Here is a 17,592-nt window from a genome sequence, read left to right on the forward strand (position 1 = left end):
GTGAACGAGACCAGCAAGGCGAACGACGACGAGGACCTGCCCCGCGAGGACGACGTCCGGGCCGCGCAGCCGGCCGAGGCGGCCGCCGCCGAGGCCCCCGCCGAGGCCGCGCCCGGGCCCGCCCCGCGCCGCCCGGCCGCGGGCAGCCAGGCCGAACAGGACGCGATCTTCGCCGCGCTGGTCGCCCAGTTCGACGACCCGGTCGACCTGACCGACCCGGCCTGGCCCGAGGTCGAGAACGTGCGCGCGCAGAACGAGCGCGAGGGGCGCGGCAGCAGCGGGACCAGCGGCAGGCGCGGCCCGACCGCGCCCACCACCACCAACGGCGGCCTGGGCGACTTCACGCCGCGCCCGGTCCCGCGCCCGGGTGACGGACCGCGCGACTACACGCCAGCCGAGGACCCGGACGAGGGCCACTTCGTCCCGCCGGAGCCCCCGCCGCTGCCCGCCGCCGACGTCACCGCCAAGTTCGCCTGGCTGGCCGTGCTCGGCGGCCCGGCGCTGCTGCTGTTCGACGCCGTGGTCTGGCACGAGGTCTCCGGCTGGCCCGCCTGGGTCGGCCTGCTGTCCTTCCTCGGCGGCTTCGGCACCCTGGTCGCCCGGATGAAGGACCGCGACGAGGACGAGCCGGAGGACCCGAACGGCGGCGCCGTCGTCTGAGCGGCCGCACCGCGCCCGGGGATCGCCCGACCGTCCGGGCCCCGGGCCGGAACCGCCCGTGCGGCTACGGCGCCGGGATCCGCAGCGCGGCCAGCACCGGCAGGTGGTCGGTGGCGGCCCGCAGGTCCGCCTCCGCGACGCCCGGCAGCGGGTACGGCACCCCGCAGCCCAGCACCTCGACGTCCGGGGTGGCGAACACCCCGTCGATCCGCTGGTAGGGCTCCTCGGGCACCGAGGTGTACGTGCCGCCCCAGGGCGCCTTGGCGTGCGCGTCGGTCAGTTCGGCGGCGAGCGAGCGCCAACCCGGGCCGTCCGGGCCCTCGTTGAAGTCTCCGGCGATCACGCCCGGTTCACCGGGCCGAAGTTGGCCGCGCAGCAGGTCGAACTGCCGTAGCCGTTCGGCGGGTTCGAGGCTCAGGTGGCAGCTGGTCACCGAGAACGGGCGGCTGCCGCCGATCCGCAGCAGCGCGCTCGCGAAGCCGCGGGCGTGCAGTCCGCGGGTCTTCGGCAGCAGTGCGTCGCGCAGTTCCAGCACGTCCACCCGGAGGTTGCCGAGCAGCAGCGGCCCGGCCGCGACGCGGCCGCCGCCGGCCAGGATCACCATCCCGGTCTTGTGGGCGAGCCAGGCGGCCGCCTTCTCGGTCTTCCAGTACCGCGGCGACTCCTGCACGCAGACGACGTCCGGCGCGCAGGCCCGGATCACCCGGGCCACCGCGGCCCGGTCGTCGCGCAGCGACCGCACGTTGTAGCTCAGCACCCGTACCCGCCGGGCCCCGCCGGGCTCGGCCCCGGACGACGCCAGTCCGACCTCAGTGTCCGTCACCTGACCGACAGTAACAGGCCCGCCCGCGCGCGGCGGGCGGGAACGCGGCAAGGCCGCGGCGGGGACGGCGAGTTGCCGTTCCCGCCGCGGCCTCGCGCGGCGTCCTGCGGGCAGCGCCCTGCCCGTGCGTCCCGCCGGTGGCGCCCTACGGGTGGTTCAGATCCGGGCCAGGTCGGCCGCGCCGGCGATGCCGGCGGCCGAACCCATCGACGCCAGCACCACGTTGGCGCGCGGCCGGGCCGGGCCGCCGGTCAGGTACGCGCCGAAGCTCGCCGCGACCGGGTCGAGCAGCAGGTGGCCGGAGTCGGAGACGCCGCCGCCGAGGACGAACACCTCCGGGTCGAACAGCGCGGCCAGGTCGGCCATGCCGCGGCCGAGCCAGTCGGCGAGCGTCCGGTAGCAGGACAGCGCCAGCGGGTCGCCCTCCTCGGCGGCCTCGGTGATGTGGATGCCGCGGATCGTCTCGGCGACGCCGTCGTTGAGTTCGAGCATCCGCTTGCCGGCGATCGGGTCGGCGGCGGCCCGCTCGCGGCCGTAGCGGCGCAGCGCCCGCCCGGAGCCGTACTGCTCCCAGCAGCCGTGGCCGCCGCAGCCGCAGTCCAGGCCGTCCGGGACCATGTTGAGGTGGCCGATCTCGCCGGCCACGCCGAACCGGCCGCGGTGCAGCCGGCCGTCGAGGACGATGCCGCCGCCGATGCCGGTGCCGACGGTGATCAGGACCATGTCGTCGAACGCGGCCGCCGCGCCGAACCGGAACTCGGCCCAGGCCGCGCAGTTGGCGTCGTTCTCGACGACGGTCGGCAGGCCGGTGAGCTCCTCGATCCGCTGCTTGAGGGGCTCGTTCTCCCAGGCGATGTTGGGCGCCATCAGGACGGTGGAGCGGTCCCGGTCGACGAAGCCCGGGGCACCGACGCCGACGGCGCTGACGTCCGGGTACTGCTCCTTCAACTCCCGTACGCCCTGGGCGATCGCGTCGACCGCCCACTGGGGGTCGGCCGGGGTGGGCACCCGGGTCTTGGCGAGGATCTCGCCGGACTCGTCGACGACGCCTGCTGCGATCTTGGTACCGCCGACGTCCACGCCGATGGTCAGAGCCATGTGTCCCTCAGCTATTCACTCGTTCCCGCTCAGCGGAACCGTACCCGCTGAGGGGTACCCACGTATACAGTCCGGCGTACATTATTCGAAGGCATTCCCGGAGCAGTTGGTCATGGTGCCTTCAGAAGTCATATTGACGGTGCCGTTCGGTGATGGATTGTGGGCGCAGCGTGACATGCACGCGCGACCGGATTAACTACTTGTCGGAGGCCCCGGGGGCCCCGTCCAGGTCCACCCGTTCGGCCTCGGCGTGTTGGGGCGCGGACCAGCGCCGCTCGTGCCCGGTGACGGCGGCCCGGTAGGCGGCCAGCAACTCCCCGCCGGCGGCGGCGAGGTGGCCGTACACCTCGGGGTTGGACTCGCGCAGCCGGCCCCCGATCTCCACCGCCTTGCCGCCCAACGCGGCCGCGAACTTGCGGACTTCCTCCACCAGCGGCGCGAACTCCCCCGCCCCGCCCGGTTCCTGGGCCCGCCGCTCCCGCTGCGCCTGCTCTGCCTGCTCTGCCTGCTGCTGTTCGGTGCTCACCGCGCCACTCCTCATCACTCGGTCCGGTCCGGTCCGGCTCCGGCCCCGGTCAGCCCCGCGGCCACAGCGCGGGGTCGGGCGTGAACCGCACCGACAGCACGCCGTCCGCCAGTCCGGCCCCGCTGACCGTGCAACGGCGCAGCGCGGACGGGAGTGCCAGGACCCGCCGGTAACCTCCGGCGCCCACCACCAGTTCGTCGCCGCGGCGCAGCAGTTCGAGTTCGCCGCGGTCGGCGCCGGGCAGCGGGAGGTGCCAGACCAGCAGGTTCTCGGCGGCCAGCCGGTCCTCGACCCGGGGGTCGGCGGGCGCGGGCGGGTGCGGGGCCCCCTGGGCGTAGAGCCGGTCGGCGAGTTCCTCCAGGCCGCCGTCCGGCTGCCGGGCGAGCAGTACCGGGACCTCGCCCAACTGTTCGCCGATGGCGGCGAGTTGCTCGTCCTGCCGGGCGGCGGTGGCGGCCAGCCAGGGGTCCGGCGAGGCGGCCGCGGCGGCGGGCAGCGCGCCGTGCGCGACGACGGCGTCCAGCGGCAGGCCGTGCAGGGCGAGTCCGGCCCGGATCCGGGCCAGCGCGCGCGGCGCGGGGCGGGCGGCGTCCAGCACGAGGCGGACGGTGGTGCCGGGGGCGGTGATCGCGGCGGCGGCCTCGGCGAGCGCGGCGGAGGCGGCGGCCCGGGCCTCGAACAGCCGGTCGGTGGGCAGCGGGAGGCCGGCCAGGCCCGCCAGCAGCGGGCGCAGCGCGCGGGCGGCCTGCCGCTGTTCGGGCAGCAACCGGGCGAGGTAGCGCTCCAGTTGGGCGGGCAGCGCGAGGGTGGCGACCAGTTCGGCGGGCGGCGGGGCGGCGACCACCAGCACCTCGGCCTTGGCCCGGGGCAGTGCGCGCAGCAGGGCGAGGGCGCGGGTGCCGGGCAGCGGGGCGAGTTCGTCGGGGTCGAGCGGCTGGGCGCCGATCAGGTCGAGCGCGGGCGCGAGCCGGTCGCGGTAGCCGTCGAGGGCGGCCCGGAGGGCGGCCTGTTCGTCGATCCGGGCGGCGGTCAGCCCGGGTTCGAGCGCGACGGCGTCGGGGCCGAGCCGGACGCCGAGCAGGTCGTCGACGGCGCGGTGCGGGTCGTCGGCGGCGAGCAGCAGGGTGTCGCTGCCCCGCCGGGCGTGGTGCAGGGCGGTGGCGGCGGCGATCCGGCCGGATTCCGGGCCGCTGACCAGTACGGTGCGGGTGGCCACGAGCCGGGTCAGCCCTCGACGCGCTTCTTCAGGCCGGCCAGCGCCCGGTCGATGATGACCTTCTCGGCCTTGCGCTTGATCATGCCGAGCATCGGGATCTTGACGTCGACGGCCAGCTGGTAGGTGACCTCGGTGCCCGCGCCGGCCGGCGCGAGCGCGTAGGAGCCGTCCAGGGCGCGCAGCATCTGGCTGCTGACCAGGGTCCAGCCGACCTCGCGGTCGCCGTCCCAGGTGTAGGCGAGGGTGTGCTCGTCGCGGATCGCGCCGGCGTCCAGCAGCAGGCGGACCCGGGTGGCGCGGCCGTCGGGGCCGGTCTCCAGGACGTCGACCTCCTTGACCTCCCCGGTCCACTGCGGGTAGGCGGCGAAGTCGGCGATCACCGCCATGACCTCGGCCGGGGTGGCGTCGATGACAATGCTCGACCTGGTGTGCTCCGCCATTGCGGCCTCCGCGATCTCCCTGTGCTGCTGTGCGCCCAGCAGAGGCTATCGCGGGCCGGGCCGCCCGTTTCCCGCGCGGGCACCTACCGGCGGGTCACCTGCGCACTGCCGTAGGGTTCGATTCGGGTCGCCCGCGCGTCCGACCTGCGGTGTGACGATCGGAACACCCGGGCCGACCCCTCTGGTCGAACGCGCCTACCCGGCAGTAACGTCCAGTCGTCCCGCAGCGTCGCAGACGAGGAGCAGTCTTGCTCGACGAGTTCAGCCTTCCGGCCCGCTACCAGGTACCGAGCGACGGCAACCTCGCCGACCTGGTCCACCAGAACGCGGAGCGCCACCCGGGCGTCGCTGTGCTCAGCCGCAAGTCCGCCGGGCAGTGGCAGGACCTCACCGCCGCCCAGTTCCTCGCCGAGGTGCACGCCGTCGCCAAGGGCCTGGTCGCCTCCGGCGTCGGCCCGGGCGACCGGGTCGCCGTGATGTCCCGCACCCGCTACGAGTGGACGCTGCTCGACTTCGCGATCTGGACGGCCGGCGCGATCACCGTCCCGGTGTACGAGACCTCCTCCGCCGAGCAGGTCCGCTGGATCCTCGGCGACTCCGGCGCGCTCGCCGTGGTCACCGAGACCGACGCCCACGCCGCCGTGGTCGAGGAGGTCCGCGCCGGGCTGCCGGGGCTGGAGCACGCCTGGCAGATCGAGCGGGGCGGCGTCGCCGCCCTCACGCTGGCCGGCGCCGGCGTCGACGACGCGGTGATCGCCGAACGCCGGCGGCTGGCCGGGCCCGACGCGATCGCCACCATCGTCTACACCTCCGGCACCACCGGCCGCCCCAAGGGCTGCCAGCTGACCCACGGCAACTTCCTGGCCGAGCTGGGCAACGTCACCGCCCGGATGCCCGAGCTGTTCCGCACCGGCGAGTCCTCCGTCCTGCTCTTCCTGCCGCTGGCCCACGTGCTCGGCCGGATCGCCGAGATCGCCACCGCCATCGCCCCGGTCCGGCTCGGCCACGTCTCCGACATCAAGAACGTCACCGAGGAGCTCGGCTCCTTCAAGCCGACCCTGATCCTCGGCGTCCCCCGGGTCTTCGAGAAGGTCTACAACACCGCCCGCGCCAAGGCCCAGGCCGACGGCAAGGGGAAGATCTTCGACCGCGCCGCCGACACCGCCGTCGCCTACAGCCGCGCGCTGGACGCCGGCGGCCCCTCGCTCGGCCTGCGGATCCGGCACGCGGTCTTCGACAAGCTGGTCTACGGCAAGCTCCGGGGCGCCCTCGGCGGCCGCTGCCGGTACGCCATCTCCGGCGGCGCCCCGCTCGGCGAGCGGCTCGGCCACTTCTACCGCGGCATCGGCTTCGTCGTCCTGGAGGGCTACGGCCTCACCGAGTCCTGCGCCGCCACCGCCTTCAACCCGCACGACCGGCCGAAGATCGGCACCGTCGGCCAGCCGCTGCCCGGCTCGGCGGTCCGGATCGCCGAGGACGGCGAGGTGCTGCTCAAGGGCCCGCAGATCTTCACCGGCTACTGGAACAACCCCGCCGCCACCGCCGAGGCCCTCCGGGACGGCTGGTTCGCCACCGGCGACCTCGGCACCCTGGACGGCGACGGCTACCTGACCATCACCGGCCGGAAGAAGGAGATCATCGTCACCGCCGGCGGCAAGAACGTCGCCCCCGCCGTGATCGAGGACCGGATCCGGTCCCACGCGATCATCGGCGAGGTCATGGTGGTCGGCGACCGCAAGCCCTTCATCGCCTGCCTGGTCACCGTCGACGACGAGTTCCTGCCCCGCTGGAAGGCCCTCAACGGCAAGCCCGCCGACGCCACCCTCGAACAGCTCCGCGACGACCCGGACCTGCTCGCCGCCGTCCAGGCCGCGATCGACGACGGCAACCAGGCCGTCTCGCACGCCGAGGCGGTCAAGAAGTTCCACCTGCTGACCACCACCTTCACCGAGGCCGGCGGCCACCTCACGCCCTCCCTCAAGCTCAAGCGCAACGTCGTCCTGAAGGACTTCGCCGCCGAGATCGAGGGCCTCTACACCAAGTAGCGGCGGCGGGACGGGGGTTCCGTCCCACCGCCGCCGTACCCCACCGCCGCCGTCTCATCGCCCCCGCGCGTTCAGCGCTCCCGCAGCAGCCCGGTGAGCCGCTCCGCGAGCATGTCCCAGCGCCAGGCCGCGTGCACCCACTTCCGCCCGGCCTCGCCCATCTCGCGGCGCAGCCCCTCGTCGCCGAGCAGCCGCACCAGCCGCTCGGCGAGGAGCTGTTCGCCGCCGGTGCCGGGCACCACGTAGCCGGTCTCGCCCTCGCGGACGGCGTCCGGCGCGCCGCCGGAGTCGCCGGCGACGACCGGGAGGCCGGTCGCGGAGGCTTCCAGGTAGACGATGCCGAGGCCCTCGACGTCGAGGCCGCCGCGCCGGGTCCGGCAGGGCATCGCGAAGACGTCGCCGGCGCCGTAGTGGGCGGGGAGTTCGGCCCAGGGGACGGCGCCGGTGAAGACGACCGAGGAGCGGACGCCGACGGTGTCGACGAGCTTCTCCAGTTCGGCCCGGTAGGGGCCGCCGCCGACGATCAGCAGCACCGCGTCGGGCTGGGCGGCCAGCACCCGCGGCAGGGCCCGGATCAGGGTGTCCTGCCCCTTGCGCGGCACCAGCCGGGAGACGCAGACCACGACGGGCCGCTCGCTGAGCCCGAGCCGGGCCCGGACGGCGTCGCCGCCGGAGTCCGGCCGGAAGGTCGACTCGTCGACCCCGGGCGGCAGTTGGGTCATCCGCCGGGCGGCGTCCGGCCCGACCGCGCGGGCGATCCGGGAGCGGGTGTACTCGCCCAGGTAGGTGAGGACGTCGGTGCCGGCCCCGATCCGGCGCAGCAGTTGCGCGGAGACCGGCAGTTGGGCCCAGGCGGCCTCGTGCCCGTGGGTCATGCCGAGCAGCCGCTCGGCGCCGGCCCGGCGCAGCGCGGGGGCCATCAGGCCGAGCGGGGCGGCGGCGCCGAACCAGACCGAGGTGCAGCCCTCGGCGCGCAGGATCTCGGCGGCCCGCCGGGTCACCCGGGGGGTGGGGACCATCATCCGGGTCCGGTCGCGGATCACCCGGAAGGGCTGCGCGGCGTCGAACTCGGCGACCTCGCGGCCGTCCTTCCAGGTGGAGGCGTACACCACGACGGAGCCGGCGGGCTGCCGGACGGCCATGTTGTGGACGAACGCCTGGATGCCGCCGGGCCTGGGCGGGAAGTCGTTGGTGACGATGAGGGTCTTGTGCATGCCGCGGCTCGCTCGGTCGGGGGGTGCTCGGACTACCTGTGAGTGGTCCGTACGATAGGTCACCGTGCCCGTTCTCCGGGAACGCGGCCCGCACCGCCGACCGGGGCGGCGCCGGGACGGGTCCGCCCGTCCGCGGGGGCGGGTGGGACACGGTTCGGTGAAGGTCCGGGTGCCGCCGCAACCGTGGGGGCGGAGCGCCGGTCTATCACCGGGGAGGCCCCGGTCCGTCCGGTGTTCCGGCGTGCACGCGACGACCCGAAGGAGCGCAGTGGAGTCAGCCCAGGCCGAGAAGGCCGGTGGTGCGGAGCCGTCGGCGCCGTCGCCCCGGGCCGCCGAACCGAGCCGCCGCCCGCTGTGGGCGCTGGCGGGCGGCTGGTTGGCGACCCGGACGCTGATCGTGCTGATGGTCGCGGGCGTGCTGCGGATCGCCGACACCGACGTGACCACCGACATCTCGGTGATCTACCACAGCTGGTACGAGGTGCTGCGGACCGGCACCTTCCCGCTGGACGACGTGACCTGGCAGTACCCGCCGGGCGCGGCGCTGGTGATCCTGCTGCCGGGGCTGCTGCCCTGGTCGTACCTGGTGTCGTTCTTCGTGATCTGCGGCGTGGTGGACGCCTTCGCGATGGCGCTGCTGATGCGGGCGGGCGTCCGCCGGGGCCGCAGCTACCTGGGCGGCTGGTTCTGGGTGGCGGGCGTGCCGCTGCTCGGGCCGACGGTGTACTGCCGGTACGACATCATCGTGACGGCGCTGGCGATCGCGGGCCTGCTGGTGATGCTGCGCCGCCCGGCGCTCAGCGGGGTGCTGCTGGGCCTGGGCGGGCTGGTGAAGGTGTGGCCGCTGCTGGCGCTGATCGGCTCGCCGCGCGGACGGCGGACCCGGCGGGCCTGGACCTCGGCGGTGGCGTGCGCGGCCGCGCTGGGCTTCCTGCTGATGGCGGGCATGAACGGCGCCTTCGAGTTCCTGAAGTTCCAGTCGGAGCGCGGCATCGAGATCGAGTCGCTGGGCGCGCTGCCGCTGCACTACGCGAAGCTCGCGGGGTCGTGGAACGGCACCGTGACGATGAACTACGGCTCGGTGGAGTTCCTCGGCCCGTGGGTGCCGGTGATCTCCAAGGTGATGGTGGGCCTGTCGGTGGCGGGCTTCGGCTGGCTGCTGGTGTGGCGGCTGCGGGCGGCCCGCTGGACCTCGGCGACCACCTTCGACGCGGCGCTGTGCGCGCTGCTGATCTTCACCACGACCAGCCGGGTGATCTCCCCGCAGTACATGATCTGGGTGGTCGGCCTGACCGCCGTCTGCCTGACGGTGCGCGGCAGCAGCCAGCGGCCGGTGGCGGTGCTGGTGCTGGTCACGGCGGTGCTGACCACGCTGGAGTTCCCGGTCATGTTCGGCGCGGTGAACCGCAGCGAGCTGGGCGGCGTGCTGGTGCTGACCGCCCGCAACCTGCTGCTGCTGGTGACCACGGTGCTCTCGGCGTACCGGCTGTGGCGCTCCACCCGGCGCCGGGAGGCGCTGACCACGGTGGTGCTGCCGGCCGACCAGGTCACCCCGCAGTACCCGGTGCGGCCGGGGATCGCCTACGAGCAGGACCTGCTGGACGACCTGACCCCGGCCGACCGGGGCTGACCCGCCGGCCGCCGGATCCCGTTGCTGCAAGTTTGCGAAACTTCTTGCAGACGGGGTCCGGCGCTGCCACCATCGCGGGATGATCGACTACGACATCCTGATCGTCGGCGGCCTCGGCGTGGACACCATCGTCCGGGTGGACCGGCTGGAGGTCCCGTCGGGCGGCGACTCGCTCGCCGTCCCCCCGGTGCTGGACTACCCGGCGCACACCGGCAACGGCGTGGCACTGGCCTGCCTGGCGCTGGGCCTGCGCACCAAGTTCGCCGACTTCCTCGGCGACGACCCGCAGGGCGCCCTGGTGCTGGCCGAGTACGCCCGCCGCGGCCTGGACTTCAGCCACCTGCCCGCCCCGAACGGCACCCCGCGCAGCGTCAACCTGGTCGACCGGGAGGGCCGCCGGTTCTCCTTCTACGACGGCCGGCACCCGGCGGACGCCCGGCTGCCGCGCGCGTTCTGGCTGCCGCTGCTGGAGCGCTCGGCGCACGTCCACCTGTCGATCACCGGCGTCAACCGGGACATGTACCCGGACGTCGAGCGGCTGGGCCGCACCAGCTCCACCGACCTGCACGCCTGGGACGGCGTCGAGGAGCACCACCTGCACTACGCGCTCCGCTCGGACCTCGTCTTCCTCTCCGCCGCGCGGCTGGCCGACCGCCCGGAGGCGGCGATGCGCGCCGTGCTGGAGCGCGGCCGGGCCGAGCTGGTGGTGGCCACGGCGGGCGCGGACGGCGCCTTCCTGCTGACCCGGGCGGACGCCGCGCCCCGGCACTTCCCGACCGTCGACCCGGGCGCGCCGGTCGTCGACAGCAACGGCGCGGGCGACGCCTTCGTCGCCGGCTTCCTGCACCGGCGGCTGGCCGGCCGCCCGGTCGAGGAGTGCATGCGGGCGGGCGCGGCCGCCGGGGCGTACACCTGCACCGTCGCGGGCACCCACACCGCGTTCCTGGACGCGCCGGGCCTGGAGCGGGCGCTGGCCGGCTGACCGGCCGCCCCTCCCCCGGCCCCCGCTACCCGAGCTTGGCCACCTCGGCCGTCCAGCTCTTGGTGAACTCCGTCACCCCGACCCCGAGCTGCGCCTTCATCGCCCGGTCGAGGCCGCCCTCGCCGAACGCCCCGACGGTCCGGTAGAGCGCCACCAGCCGGTCCTGCCCGTGCGTCCGGGCGATCAGGTCGCAGGCCAGCCAGGACAGCTCGTACGCCTGGGCGATGCCGTCCGACCCGGCCGCGAAGGCCGTGTCGGCGGGCAGCGCGGTCGGCATCCGGCCGGCCCGGACGTCCTTGGCCAGCTCGGGGGCGATCTGCCGGGCGGTGCGCCCGGTGCCGAGGTAGCCGGTGTAGTCGGCGACGCCCTCGGAGAGCCAGAGCGGCGTCCAGGCCCTGGTGTCGGCCCGGGTGGCGACGTGGGTGGCCTCGTGGGTGACCACCACCCGGCGGCCGAGCTCGCTGAGCTGCCGGTACGCGTCGGGGTTGACCACGATCCGGTCGGCGGGGGTGTGCACGGGGGCGCCGCCGACCGCCAGGGTGACCGCGGCTATGCCCTGGTAGGCGTCCGCGGAGACGTCCATCCGGCGGGCGAACTGCTGCACGGTGAGCGGCAGTTCGAGCAGCAGCCGGGTGTCGGACGGACCCCAGACGCCGGCCGCGGCGGGCACCGCGCGGTCGGCCAGCGCGACCAGCGCGGCCAGCTCGGCGGGCTCGCCGAGGCCGAGCACCAGGCAGCGCTTCCCCTCCGCGACCCGGACGGTGCCCAGGTCCCAGGGCGCGGCCGCGCCGGTCGGCGTCTCGGCGGCCACCCGCCAGCCGGCCGGCTCCCGGACCAGCTCGATCCGCCGCTCCAGCAGCGCCGGGTAGTCGTCCACCCCGGTCAGCCGGTAGGCCAGCTCGGCGCCGACGCTGAGCCGGTCCGCGTCGGCGGGCGGCTCGGCGAACACCGTGAGCTTCAGCTCGTAGCCGGCGAAGGCCAGCGCGGCGGTCCGGGTGAGCAGGTCCCGGTCGGCCTCCTCGGCGCCGGTCGCGGAGACCGCCAGCAGCGCCGCGGTGTCCCGTCCGGCCACCGCCCGGGCCCGCTGCCCGAGCAGCCGGACCACCTCCTCGCGCACCCCGGCCGGTGCGGCCCCGGCCGCGCCCGCGACGGCGCCCGCCGGGCCGCTCGCCGCGGCGGGGGCCGGTCCGGCCGGCGCGACCCGGAGCGGCGACAGCTGGAGCGCCCCGCCCGCGGCCAGCAGCAGGGCCGCGCGCCGGGACAGCGGAGCACCGGCCCGCCGCGGCCCGGTGGCCGTCGGCAGGTCGGTGACCAGGGGTTCGTCGACGAGGCTCAGACCCGTACCACCGTGTTCACCGGCATCGCGCCGACGCTCTCGTAGCGGACCCGGGCGCCCGGGTAGGGCGCGTGCACGACGACGCCCCCCCCGGCGTACATGCCGACGTGGTGCCTGTCGTTGTAGAAGATCACCAGGTCTCCGGGCCGGGCGTCGGCGAGGCTCACCCGCCGGCCGGCCGAGGCCTGCTCCTGCGAGGTCCGCGGCAGGGTCACTCCGGCCTGCCGCCACGACCAGTACATCAGACCGGAGCAGTCGAAGGTGCCGGGGCCGGTCGATCCGTAGACGTAGGGCGACCCGATCTTGGAGATCGCGGCGGCCAGCGCGGCCCCGGCCCGGTCGGAGGACGGCGGCTGGTCGCCGAGGTCGATCCGGTCGGTGCCGCGGGTGGCGCGCTGCCGGGCCTCCCGGGCGTCGTCGGCGGCCATCCGGACCCGTTCGGCGGGGGCCAGCGAGTTCAGCAGCCGCTGCGCCCGGAGCAGCCGCTCGTGGACGTCCTCCTTGGCGGCGGCCAGCCGCTGCCTGGCCTGCTCCAGCTCGGCCAGCTTGCCGCCGGCCTCCCGCCGCCGCTCGTCCAGCCGGCGCTGCCGCTCGGCCAGGTCGCGCAGGCTGTCGCTCTGCCGGGCGGTGGCCTGTTCGAGCGAGCGGGCGCCGGTCAGGTAGCCGGCCGGGTCCTGGTCGAGCATCAGCCGGACGGTCGGGTCGACGCCCTGGGAGCGGTACTGGGCGGCGGCGACGGCGGCCAGGTCGCCGCGCATCCGGTTGAGCTCGTCCTGCCCGGCGGCGACCTGGTCCTGGAGGGTGCCGGTCTCGGCCTGCAGGGTCCTGAGCCGCTCCTGCGCCGCGTTGTACGTCTCCGAGGCCCGCTCGGCCTCCTCGTAGAGCTGGTCGACCTGCTGCTTGACCTCGGCCCGGTTCGGCGGGTCGGCGGGGCTCAGCGGGGCGGCGGCGGCCCCGCCGACGGTCAGTCCGAGCGCGCTGGTCGCGGCGGCGGTGAGCGCCAGGGCCCGGGCGATGCGCTGGACACCGGGCAGTGGGGTGCGGCGGGGCACGGACACGCGCGACGGCTCCGTTCTGCGGCCGGCCTCCGCCGCCGTCCGCGGTCGGACGGCCGTCCTCGCGGGGGCCCGGGGGCAGAGGTTAGCGAGTCGGATCGATCCAGTCCAAACCCCGACAGCCCCGAATATTTGACCCCCAATCGGACATCCGCACGGGAACGGCCCGGCACCCCTTGGGGGCACCGGGCCGCACGTCCCGCCGGGGCCCCGAACGGGCCCCGGGCCGGGTCAGATCCGGACGATCCGGTTGATCGGCATCGCGGTCGCCGACTCGTAGCGGACCTGCGCGCCGGTGTGCGGGGCGTGGATCATCTGCCCGTTGCCGACGTACATCCCGACGTGGTGCTGGTCGCCGTAGTAGATGATCAGGTCGCCCGGGCGGGCGTTGGCGATGTCGGTGCCCAGGCTGGTGCCGGCCCCCGCCTGCGCCTGGGAGGTGCGCGGGATCGACACGCCGGCCTGCTTGTAGGCCCACTGCATCAGGCCGGAGCAGTCGAAGCTGCTCGGCCCGGCGGCGCCGTACGCGTACCAGCTGCCCAGCTTGGAGACGGCCGCGCCGACCGCGTTGCCGGAGAAGTTCGAGGGCGCGGGCGCGTCCAGCGCGGGCCGGTCGGTGCTCCGCGAGGCGCGGTCCTGCGAGGCGGCGGAGGCCGCGGAGGCCGCGGCGTCGGCCTTCGCCTTGGCGTCCGCGGCGGCCTTGGCCTCGGCGGCGGCGATCTGCTCGCGCTCCTGCTGGGTCAGCGTGTTGAGCAGCTCCTGGGCCTTGGCGAGCTTCGCCTGGACGTCCGCCTTGTCGGCCTGCAGGGCCTTGGTGGTGGTGTCCAGCTCGGCGAGCTTGCTCTCGGCCTCCTTGCGCTGCGCGTCGAGCTTGGACTGCTCGTCCTTGAAGCTCTTGAGCAGGTCGGCCTGGGTGGAGCCGACCACGTTCAGCGCGCCGGCCTGGCCGAGGAAGGCGTCCGGGGTGCTGGAGAGCATCAGCTGCATGGTCTGCGGCATGCTGCCGGTCCGGTACTGCTCGGCGGCGATCCCGGCCAGGCTCTCCTGGACGGTGGTCACCTGCCCCTGCTGCCGGGCGAGCTGGTCCTGCAGCTGGCCGACCTGCTTCTGCAGGTCCTGCTGCTTCTCGACCGAGGCGTTCAGCGCCTCGGTCTTGATCTCGGCCTCTTCGTTGAGCTGGTCGACCTGCTGCTTGACCTGGTCCTTGGTCGGCGCGGGATCGGCGTGCGCCCCGCCCTGGGCGGAGAGCGCCACGGCGGCGGCGGCGGTCGCAGTGAGAATCGAGACCCGGGCACGGCTCGCGGGCTTGGGACGACGATGGGACGCCACGAAGGCGGACTCCTTCTTCCTCGACCGCCTACCGGGTGAGCTGACGGGTTCGGGCTGGAAGAGATTGCCCTACGACGCCTCACCGGCCGCGCGCGGCGGCCGACCTGGCGCCGATTCACCCCGGGGGAACGTGGTTCCCCGGCTCCGTTCGACAGCACCCCCGCAGGGGTATCCCCGTCAGCAGACCCGGTGTTGACGGTCTGCCCGCTGCGTCACGGACTCGGCGGCGACCCCCGCCGCCGCCCCCCTTGGGCGATCGACTCTGCGGTGGTCGAGACATGACCCTAGTAACCGATCCGTGATCCGCTCAAATCTTTGTCGGAAAAAAATCTGATTCTGAATCAAACACCCGGCAAAATGTGACCGATAGTGAGCACTTCATGACGCAGGGCGTAGCAATTCTCATGATGTGGTCCAGAAGCGACAGACCCGGACGTGTCGCAGATCACAAGGGGATCTCGGCCCGCCCGGGCGTGTCACTATGCGTCAGTTGTCGCCCGGTGGGGCGTTTGTCCGATTCGTCGGCCCGTCAGACCGGAAGCCGTCGGACCGGCGCGGGTCAGACCCGGCGGATGGTCGAGATCGGCAGGGTGTCGACCTTCATCACCTTCACCACGTCGCCGGTGCGCGGCGCGTGGACCACCATGCCGTCGCCGATGTACATGCCGACGTGGTGCCGGTCGCCGTAGTAGACGACCAGGTCGCCCGGCTGCGCGTTGTGCCAGTCGGTGCCGACGTTCACGCCGTAGCTGCCCTGCGACTGCGAGGTGCGCGGCAGCGAGACGCCGGCCTTCGCGTACGCCCACACCATCAGGCCGGAGCAGTCGAAGGTGTTCGGGCCGGTGGCGCCCCACACGTACGCGGAGCCCTGCTTGCCGAGCGCCGCCGCCACCGCGGTCGCGGCGTAGCCGCTGGCCTGCGGCAGGGAGGCCGGGTCGACCCGGTTGGAGCTGCGCGAGGCGGTGCCGCCGGTGTCCCGCAGGATCGCGGCGCGGTCCGCGGCGCTCAGCTTGGCGAGCAGCTTCTGCGCCTCGGCGAGCTTGCCGTTGACCTCGCTCTTGGCGTCGTTGAGCGCCTGGGTCTGGGTGTCCAGCTCGTGCAGGACCTGGGCGGCCTCCTGCTTCTGCTGGTCCAGGCGGCGCTGCTGCTCCTTGAGCGACTTCAGCGTCTCGGCCTGGGTGCTGGCGGCCTGGTCGAACGAGGCCGCCTGGGCGAGGTACTTGTCCGGGTTGGACGAGAGCATCAGCTGCATCGACGGGTCGACGCCGCCCTGCCGGTACTGGTCCCCGGCGACCGCCGCGAGGCCGGAGGAGAGCTCGGTCAGCTGCTCCTGGCCGCGGGCCACCTGGTCCTGGAGGTCGTCGGCCTGCTTGCGCAGCTGGTCGGACCGCTCCTTGGCGCCGTTGAACTTCTCGGCGGCCTGCTCCTGCTCCTCCAGCAGCTTGTCGACCTGCGCCTTGACCTCGTCCTTGTTCGGCTGGGCCGGGGCGGCGTGCGCGCCGGCCTGGGCCGTCAGGGCGACCGCGGTCGCGGCGGCGGCGGTGAACACGGAGATCCGCGCACGGCTCGGCTGCTTGGGACGCCGGTGGGAGGCCAAGGGGGAGCTCCTTCTTCCTGCTGGACTCACCCCAACGAGTGATGGTCCGGAATATAGGTTTGACGCCAGACCCTAGTGAAGTCCCTGCCTCCGCGTCCACTCCCGGGGGGCTTCCGGTCCCACCGCCCCGCCCCCTTTCACAAGGCCGTCACACTCCGGCCGCCTCCGGGCCCCCTGACCGCCCCTCAGCTGCGGGAGAGCCGGTTCAGCAGCAGCACCGAGGCCACCGGCCGCGCCCCGGCCTTGCGCACCCCGTCCGCGACCTCCTTGTCCGCGGAGACCACCACCACCGGACGGCCCTGCGGCTCGGCCCGCACCAGTCGGCGGATCAGCTCGTCCGCGGTCTCCCCGGTGCGGCTGAACCGCACCCGGACCCCGCGCGGCGGCGCCATGATCACCGGCACGTCCAGGTCCTGGCCGTCGAAGACGCAGGTCACCTCGGCCTGGGTGCGCTGGGCCAGCATCGCCAGGCCGCCCAGCAGCCGCATCCGCTGCTGCTCCAGCGGCAGTTGGGGATAGCCGGTCTTGGTCACGTTGTAGCCGTCCACCACCAGGTGGACCTGCGGGATCGCCAGCAGCTGGTCCAGCAGCGCCGGGTCGTCCTCGGCCAGACCGCGCCGGGCCACGTCGTGCGGCGAGGCCGAGCCGGGCTCGACCGCCTCCACCAGGTCGGCCGGGCGCAGCGCGGTGACCGGCAGCGCCAGCTCGCGCTGCAGGCCCTGGGCGGACTGCAGCACGGTGTCCAGCAGCAGGCGCAGCCGCATGTCCTCGACGCTGCGGCCCTCCCGGACGGTGCGCCGCCCGCTCTCCACCGCGGCCTCCAGCTCGGCGACCCGGTGCCGCAGCCGCCGGGCCTCGCCCTCGGCGGCGCTGCGCTCGGCCCCGGCCGCGGCCCGGGCGGCCTCCAGCTCGGCGGCCAGCCGGCGGCTCTCGGCCTGCGCCCGGCGGGTGTCGGCCTCCAGCGAGCGGACCTTCTTGCGCAGCGACTCCGCCTCCTTGCGGACGCCCTCGGCCTCGGCCCGCTGCCGGTCCAGCTCGGCCCGGGCGGCCGTCCTGGCCTCGGCCAGCTCCTCCTGGAGCCGCTCGGCCAGCCGGGCGGCCTCGGCGGCGGCGCCCTCGGCGTCGGCCCGCTCGGCCTCCTCGCCGGCCTCCTCGACCAGCCGGGCCCAGCCGGACGGCCGGACCAGGTAGGCGGCGGCCGCCACGTCCATCGGGTCGGCGGCGGCCGGGACGGTGCCCGACTCCAGCGCCTGCACCAGGTCGGGCTGGCCGAGCCGCAGGCGCTCGGCTATCCGGACCCGGAACGCCGGGTCCGACTCCAGCGCGGCGGCCAGCGCGGTCGCCGCGTACTTGGCCCGCCGGGCGGGGGTGAACTTGGCGTACGGGCGGAGCGAGGCGGGCAGTTCGCCGGGCGCGATGCCGCCGAGCGCGTCCGAGGCGATGCCGACCACCCGCCGGCGCACGCCCTCGGGCAGCGGACGCCCGGCCGGCTCCGCGCCGCCGGCCGGCTGCCCGGTGTCGGCCGACTGCTCGCCGCCGCCCGGCTGCCCGGTCTCGTCGACGCCGCCGTCCGCGCCGCCGGCCACGGCGCTGTCCGCGCCCGCCCGGGCCTCGCCGACCGCCAGGTCCGGGGCCGGGGCG

General features: G+C 74.9%; 15 protein-coding genes and 1 riboswitch. Of the genes, 4 read left to right on the forward strand and 11 right to left on the reverse strand.

Going from position 1 to position 17,592, the window contains the following annotated elements; translation table 11 throughout:
* A complete protein-coding gene (locus KSE_RS10640) occupies nt 1-660 on the forward strand; it encodes a hypothetical protein (RefSeq protein ID WP_014135304.1) in 660 nt (219 codons plus the stop codon).
* Between the two features lie 64 nt (nt 661-724).
* Here the strand turns inward: KSE_RS10640 and KSE_RS10645 are convergent, their stop codons facing one another.
* From KSE_RS10645 to KSE_RS10665, 5 genes are all read right to left on the reverse strand, one after another.
* Nucleotides 725-1,483 (reverse strand): endonuclease/exonuclease/phosphatase family protein, encoded by a 759-nt coding sequence (locus KSE_RS10645; protein ID WP_014135305.1) that lies wholly within the window; start codon nt 1,481-1,483, stop codon nt 725-727.
* A 156-nt stretch (nt 1,484-1,639) separates the two neighbouring features.
* Nucleotides 1,640-2,581: an ROK family glucokinase gene (locus KSE_RS10650; protein WP_014135306.1), complete on the reverse strand. Its 942-nt coding sequence runs from the start codon at nt 2,579-2,581 to the stop codon at nt 1,640-1,642.
* Between the two features lie 196 nt (nt 2,582-2,777).
* Nucleotides 2,778-3,107 carry a DUF5304 family protein gene (locus KSE_RS46215; protein ID WP_014135307.1) on the reverse strand — a complete coding sequence of 110 codons (330 nt, stop codon included), beginning with the start codon at nt 3,105-3,107 and terminating at the stop codon, nt 2,778-2,780.
* Nucleotides 3,108-3,156: 49 nt separating this feature from the next.
* Nucleotides 3,157-4,323 (reverse strand): ArsA family ATPase, encoded by a 1,167-nt coding sequence (locus tag KSE_RS10660; protein ID WP_014135308.1) that lies wholly within the window; start codon nt 4,321-4,323, stop codon nt 3,157-3,159.
* A gap of 8 nt (nt 4,324-4,331) precedes the next feature.
* Entirely contained in the window at nt 4,332-4,763 is a 432-nt protein-coding gene (locus KSE_RS10665; RefSeq protein ID WP_014135309.1) for an SRPBCC family protein, read from the reverse strand.
* 248 nt (nt 4,764-5,011) lie between these two features.
* Here KSE_RS10665 and KSE_RS10670 point away from each other — a divergent pair, with 248 nt between their 5' ends.
* Entirely contained in the window at nt 5,012-6,808 is a 1,797-nt protein-coding gene (locus tag KSE_RS10670; protein WP_014135310.1) for an AMP-dependent synthetase/ligase, read from the forward strand.
* A gap of 71 nt (nt 6,809-6,879) precedes the next feature.
* On the opposite strand, the gene KSE_RS10675 is transcribed toward KSE_RS10670, so the two are convergent.
* A complete protein-coding gene (locus KSE_RS10675) occupies nt 6,880-8,022 on the reverse strand; it encodes a glycosyltransferase family 4 protein (protein WP_014135311.1) in 1,143 nt (380 codons plus the stop codon).
* Between the two features lie 268 nt (nt 8,023-8,290).
* On the opposite strand from KSE_RS10675, the gene KSE_RS10680 reads away from it, so the two are divergent.
* A complete protein-coding gene (locus KSE_RS10680; RefSeq protein WP_014135312.1) occupies nt 8,291-9,652 on the forward strand; it encodes a glycosyltransferase family 87 protein in 1,362 nt (453 codons plus the stop codon).
* 79 nt (nt 9,653-9,731) lie between these two features.
* The gene (locus KSE_RS10685; RefSeq protein WP_014135313.1) at nt 9,732-10,634 is read left to right on the forward strand and encodes a carbohydrate kinase family protein; all 903 of its coding nucleotides are present in this window, start codon (nt 9,732-9,734) and stop codon (nt 10,632-10,634) included.
* Nucleotides 10,635-10,659: 25 nt separating this feature from the next.
* Here KSE_RS10685 and KSE_RS10690 read toward each other — a convergent pair whose 3' ends face one another.
* From KSE_RS10690 to KSE_RS10710, 5 genes are all read right to left on the reverse strand, one after another.
* Complete coding sequence (locus tag KSE_RS10690; protein WP_014135314.1) at nt 10,660-11,751, reverse strand: gluzincin family metallopeptidase; 1,092 nt, start codon at nt 11,749-11,751, stop codon at nt 10,660-10,662.
* 215 nt (nt 11,752-11,966) lie between these two features.
* Nucleotides 11,967-13,028 (reverse strand): C40 family peptidase, encoded by a 1,062-nt coding sequence (locus KSE_RS10695; protein ID WP_014135315.1) that lies wholly within the window; start codon nt 13,026-13,028, stop codon nt 11,967-11,969.
* A gap of 228 nt (nt 13,029-13,256) precedes the next feature.
* Nucleotides 13,257-14,354 carry a C40 family peptidase gene (locus KSE_RS10700; protein ID WP_014135316.1) on the reverse strand — a complete coding sequence of 366 codons (1,098 nt, stop codon included), beginning with the start codon at nt 14,352-14,354 and terminating at the stop codon, nt 13,257-13,259.
* A 10-nt stretch (nt 14,355-14,364) separates the two neighbouring features.
* A riboswitch (cyclic di-AMP (ydaO/yuaA leader) is annotated at nt 14,365-14,521 on the reverse strand.
* Nucleotides 14,522-14,913: 392 nt separating this feature from the next.
* Entirely contained in the window at nt 14,914-15,951 is a 1,038-nt protein-coding gene (locus tag KSE_RS10705) for a C40 family peptidase (protein ID WP_014135317.1), read from the reverse strand.
* Nucleotides 15,952-16,136: 185 nt separating this feature from the next.
* Complete coding sequence (locus tag KSE_RS10710) at nt 16,137-17,537, reverse strand: NYN domain-containing protein (RefSeq protein ID WP_051055772.1); 1,401 nt, start codon at nt 17,535-17,537, stop codon at nt 16,137-16,139.
* Between the last annotated feature and the right edge of the window lie 55 nt (nt 17,538-17,592).

This window comes from Kitasatospora setae KM-6054 (assembly GCF_000269985.1).
In the GTDB taxonomy this organism is placed as follows: Bacteria; Actinomycetota; Actinomycetes; order Streptomycetales; family Streptomycetaceae; genus Kitasatospora; species Kitasatospora setae.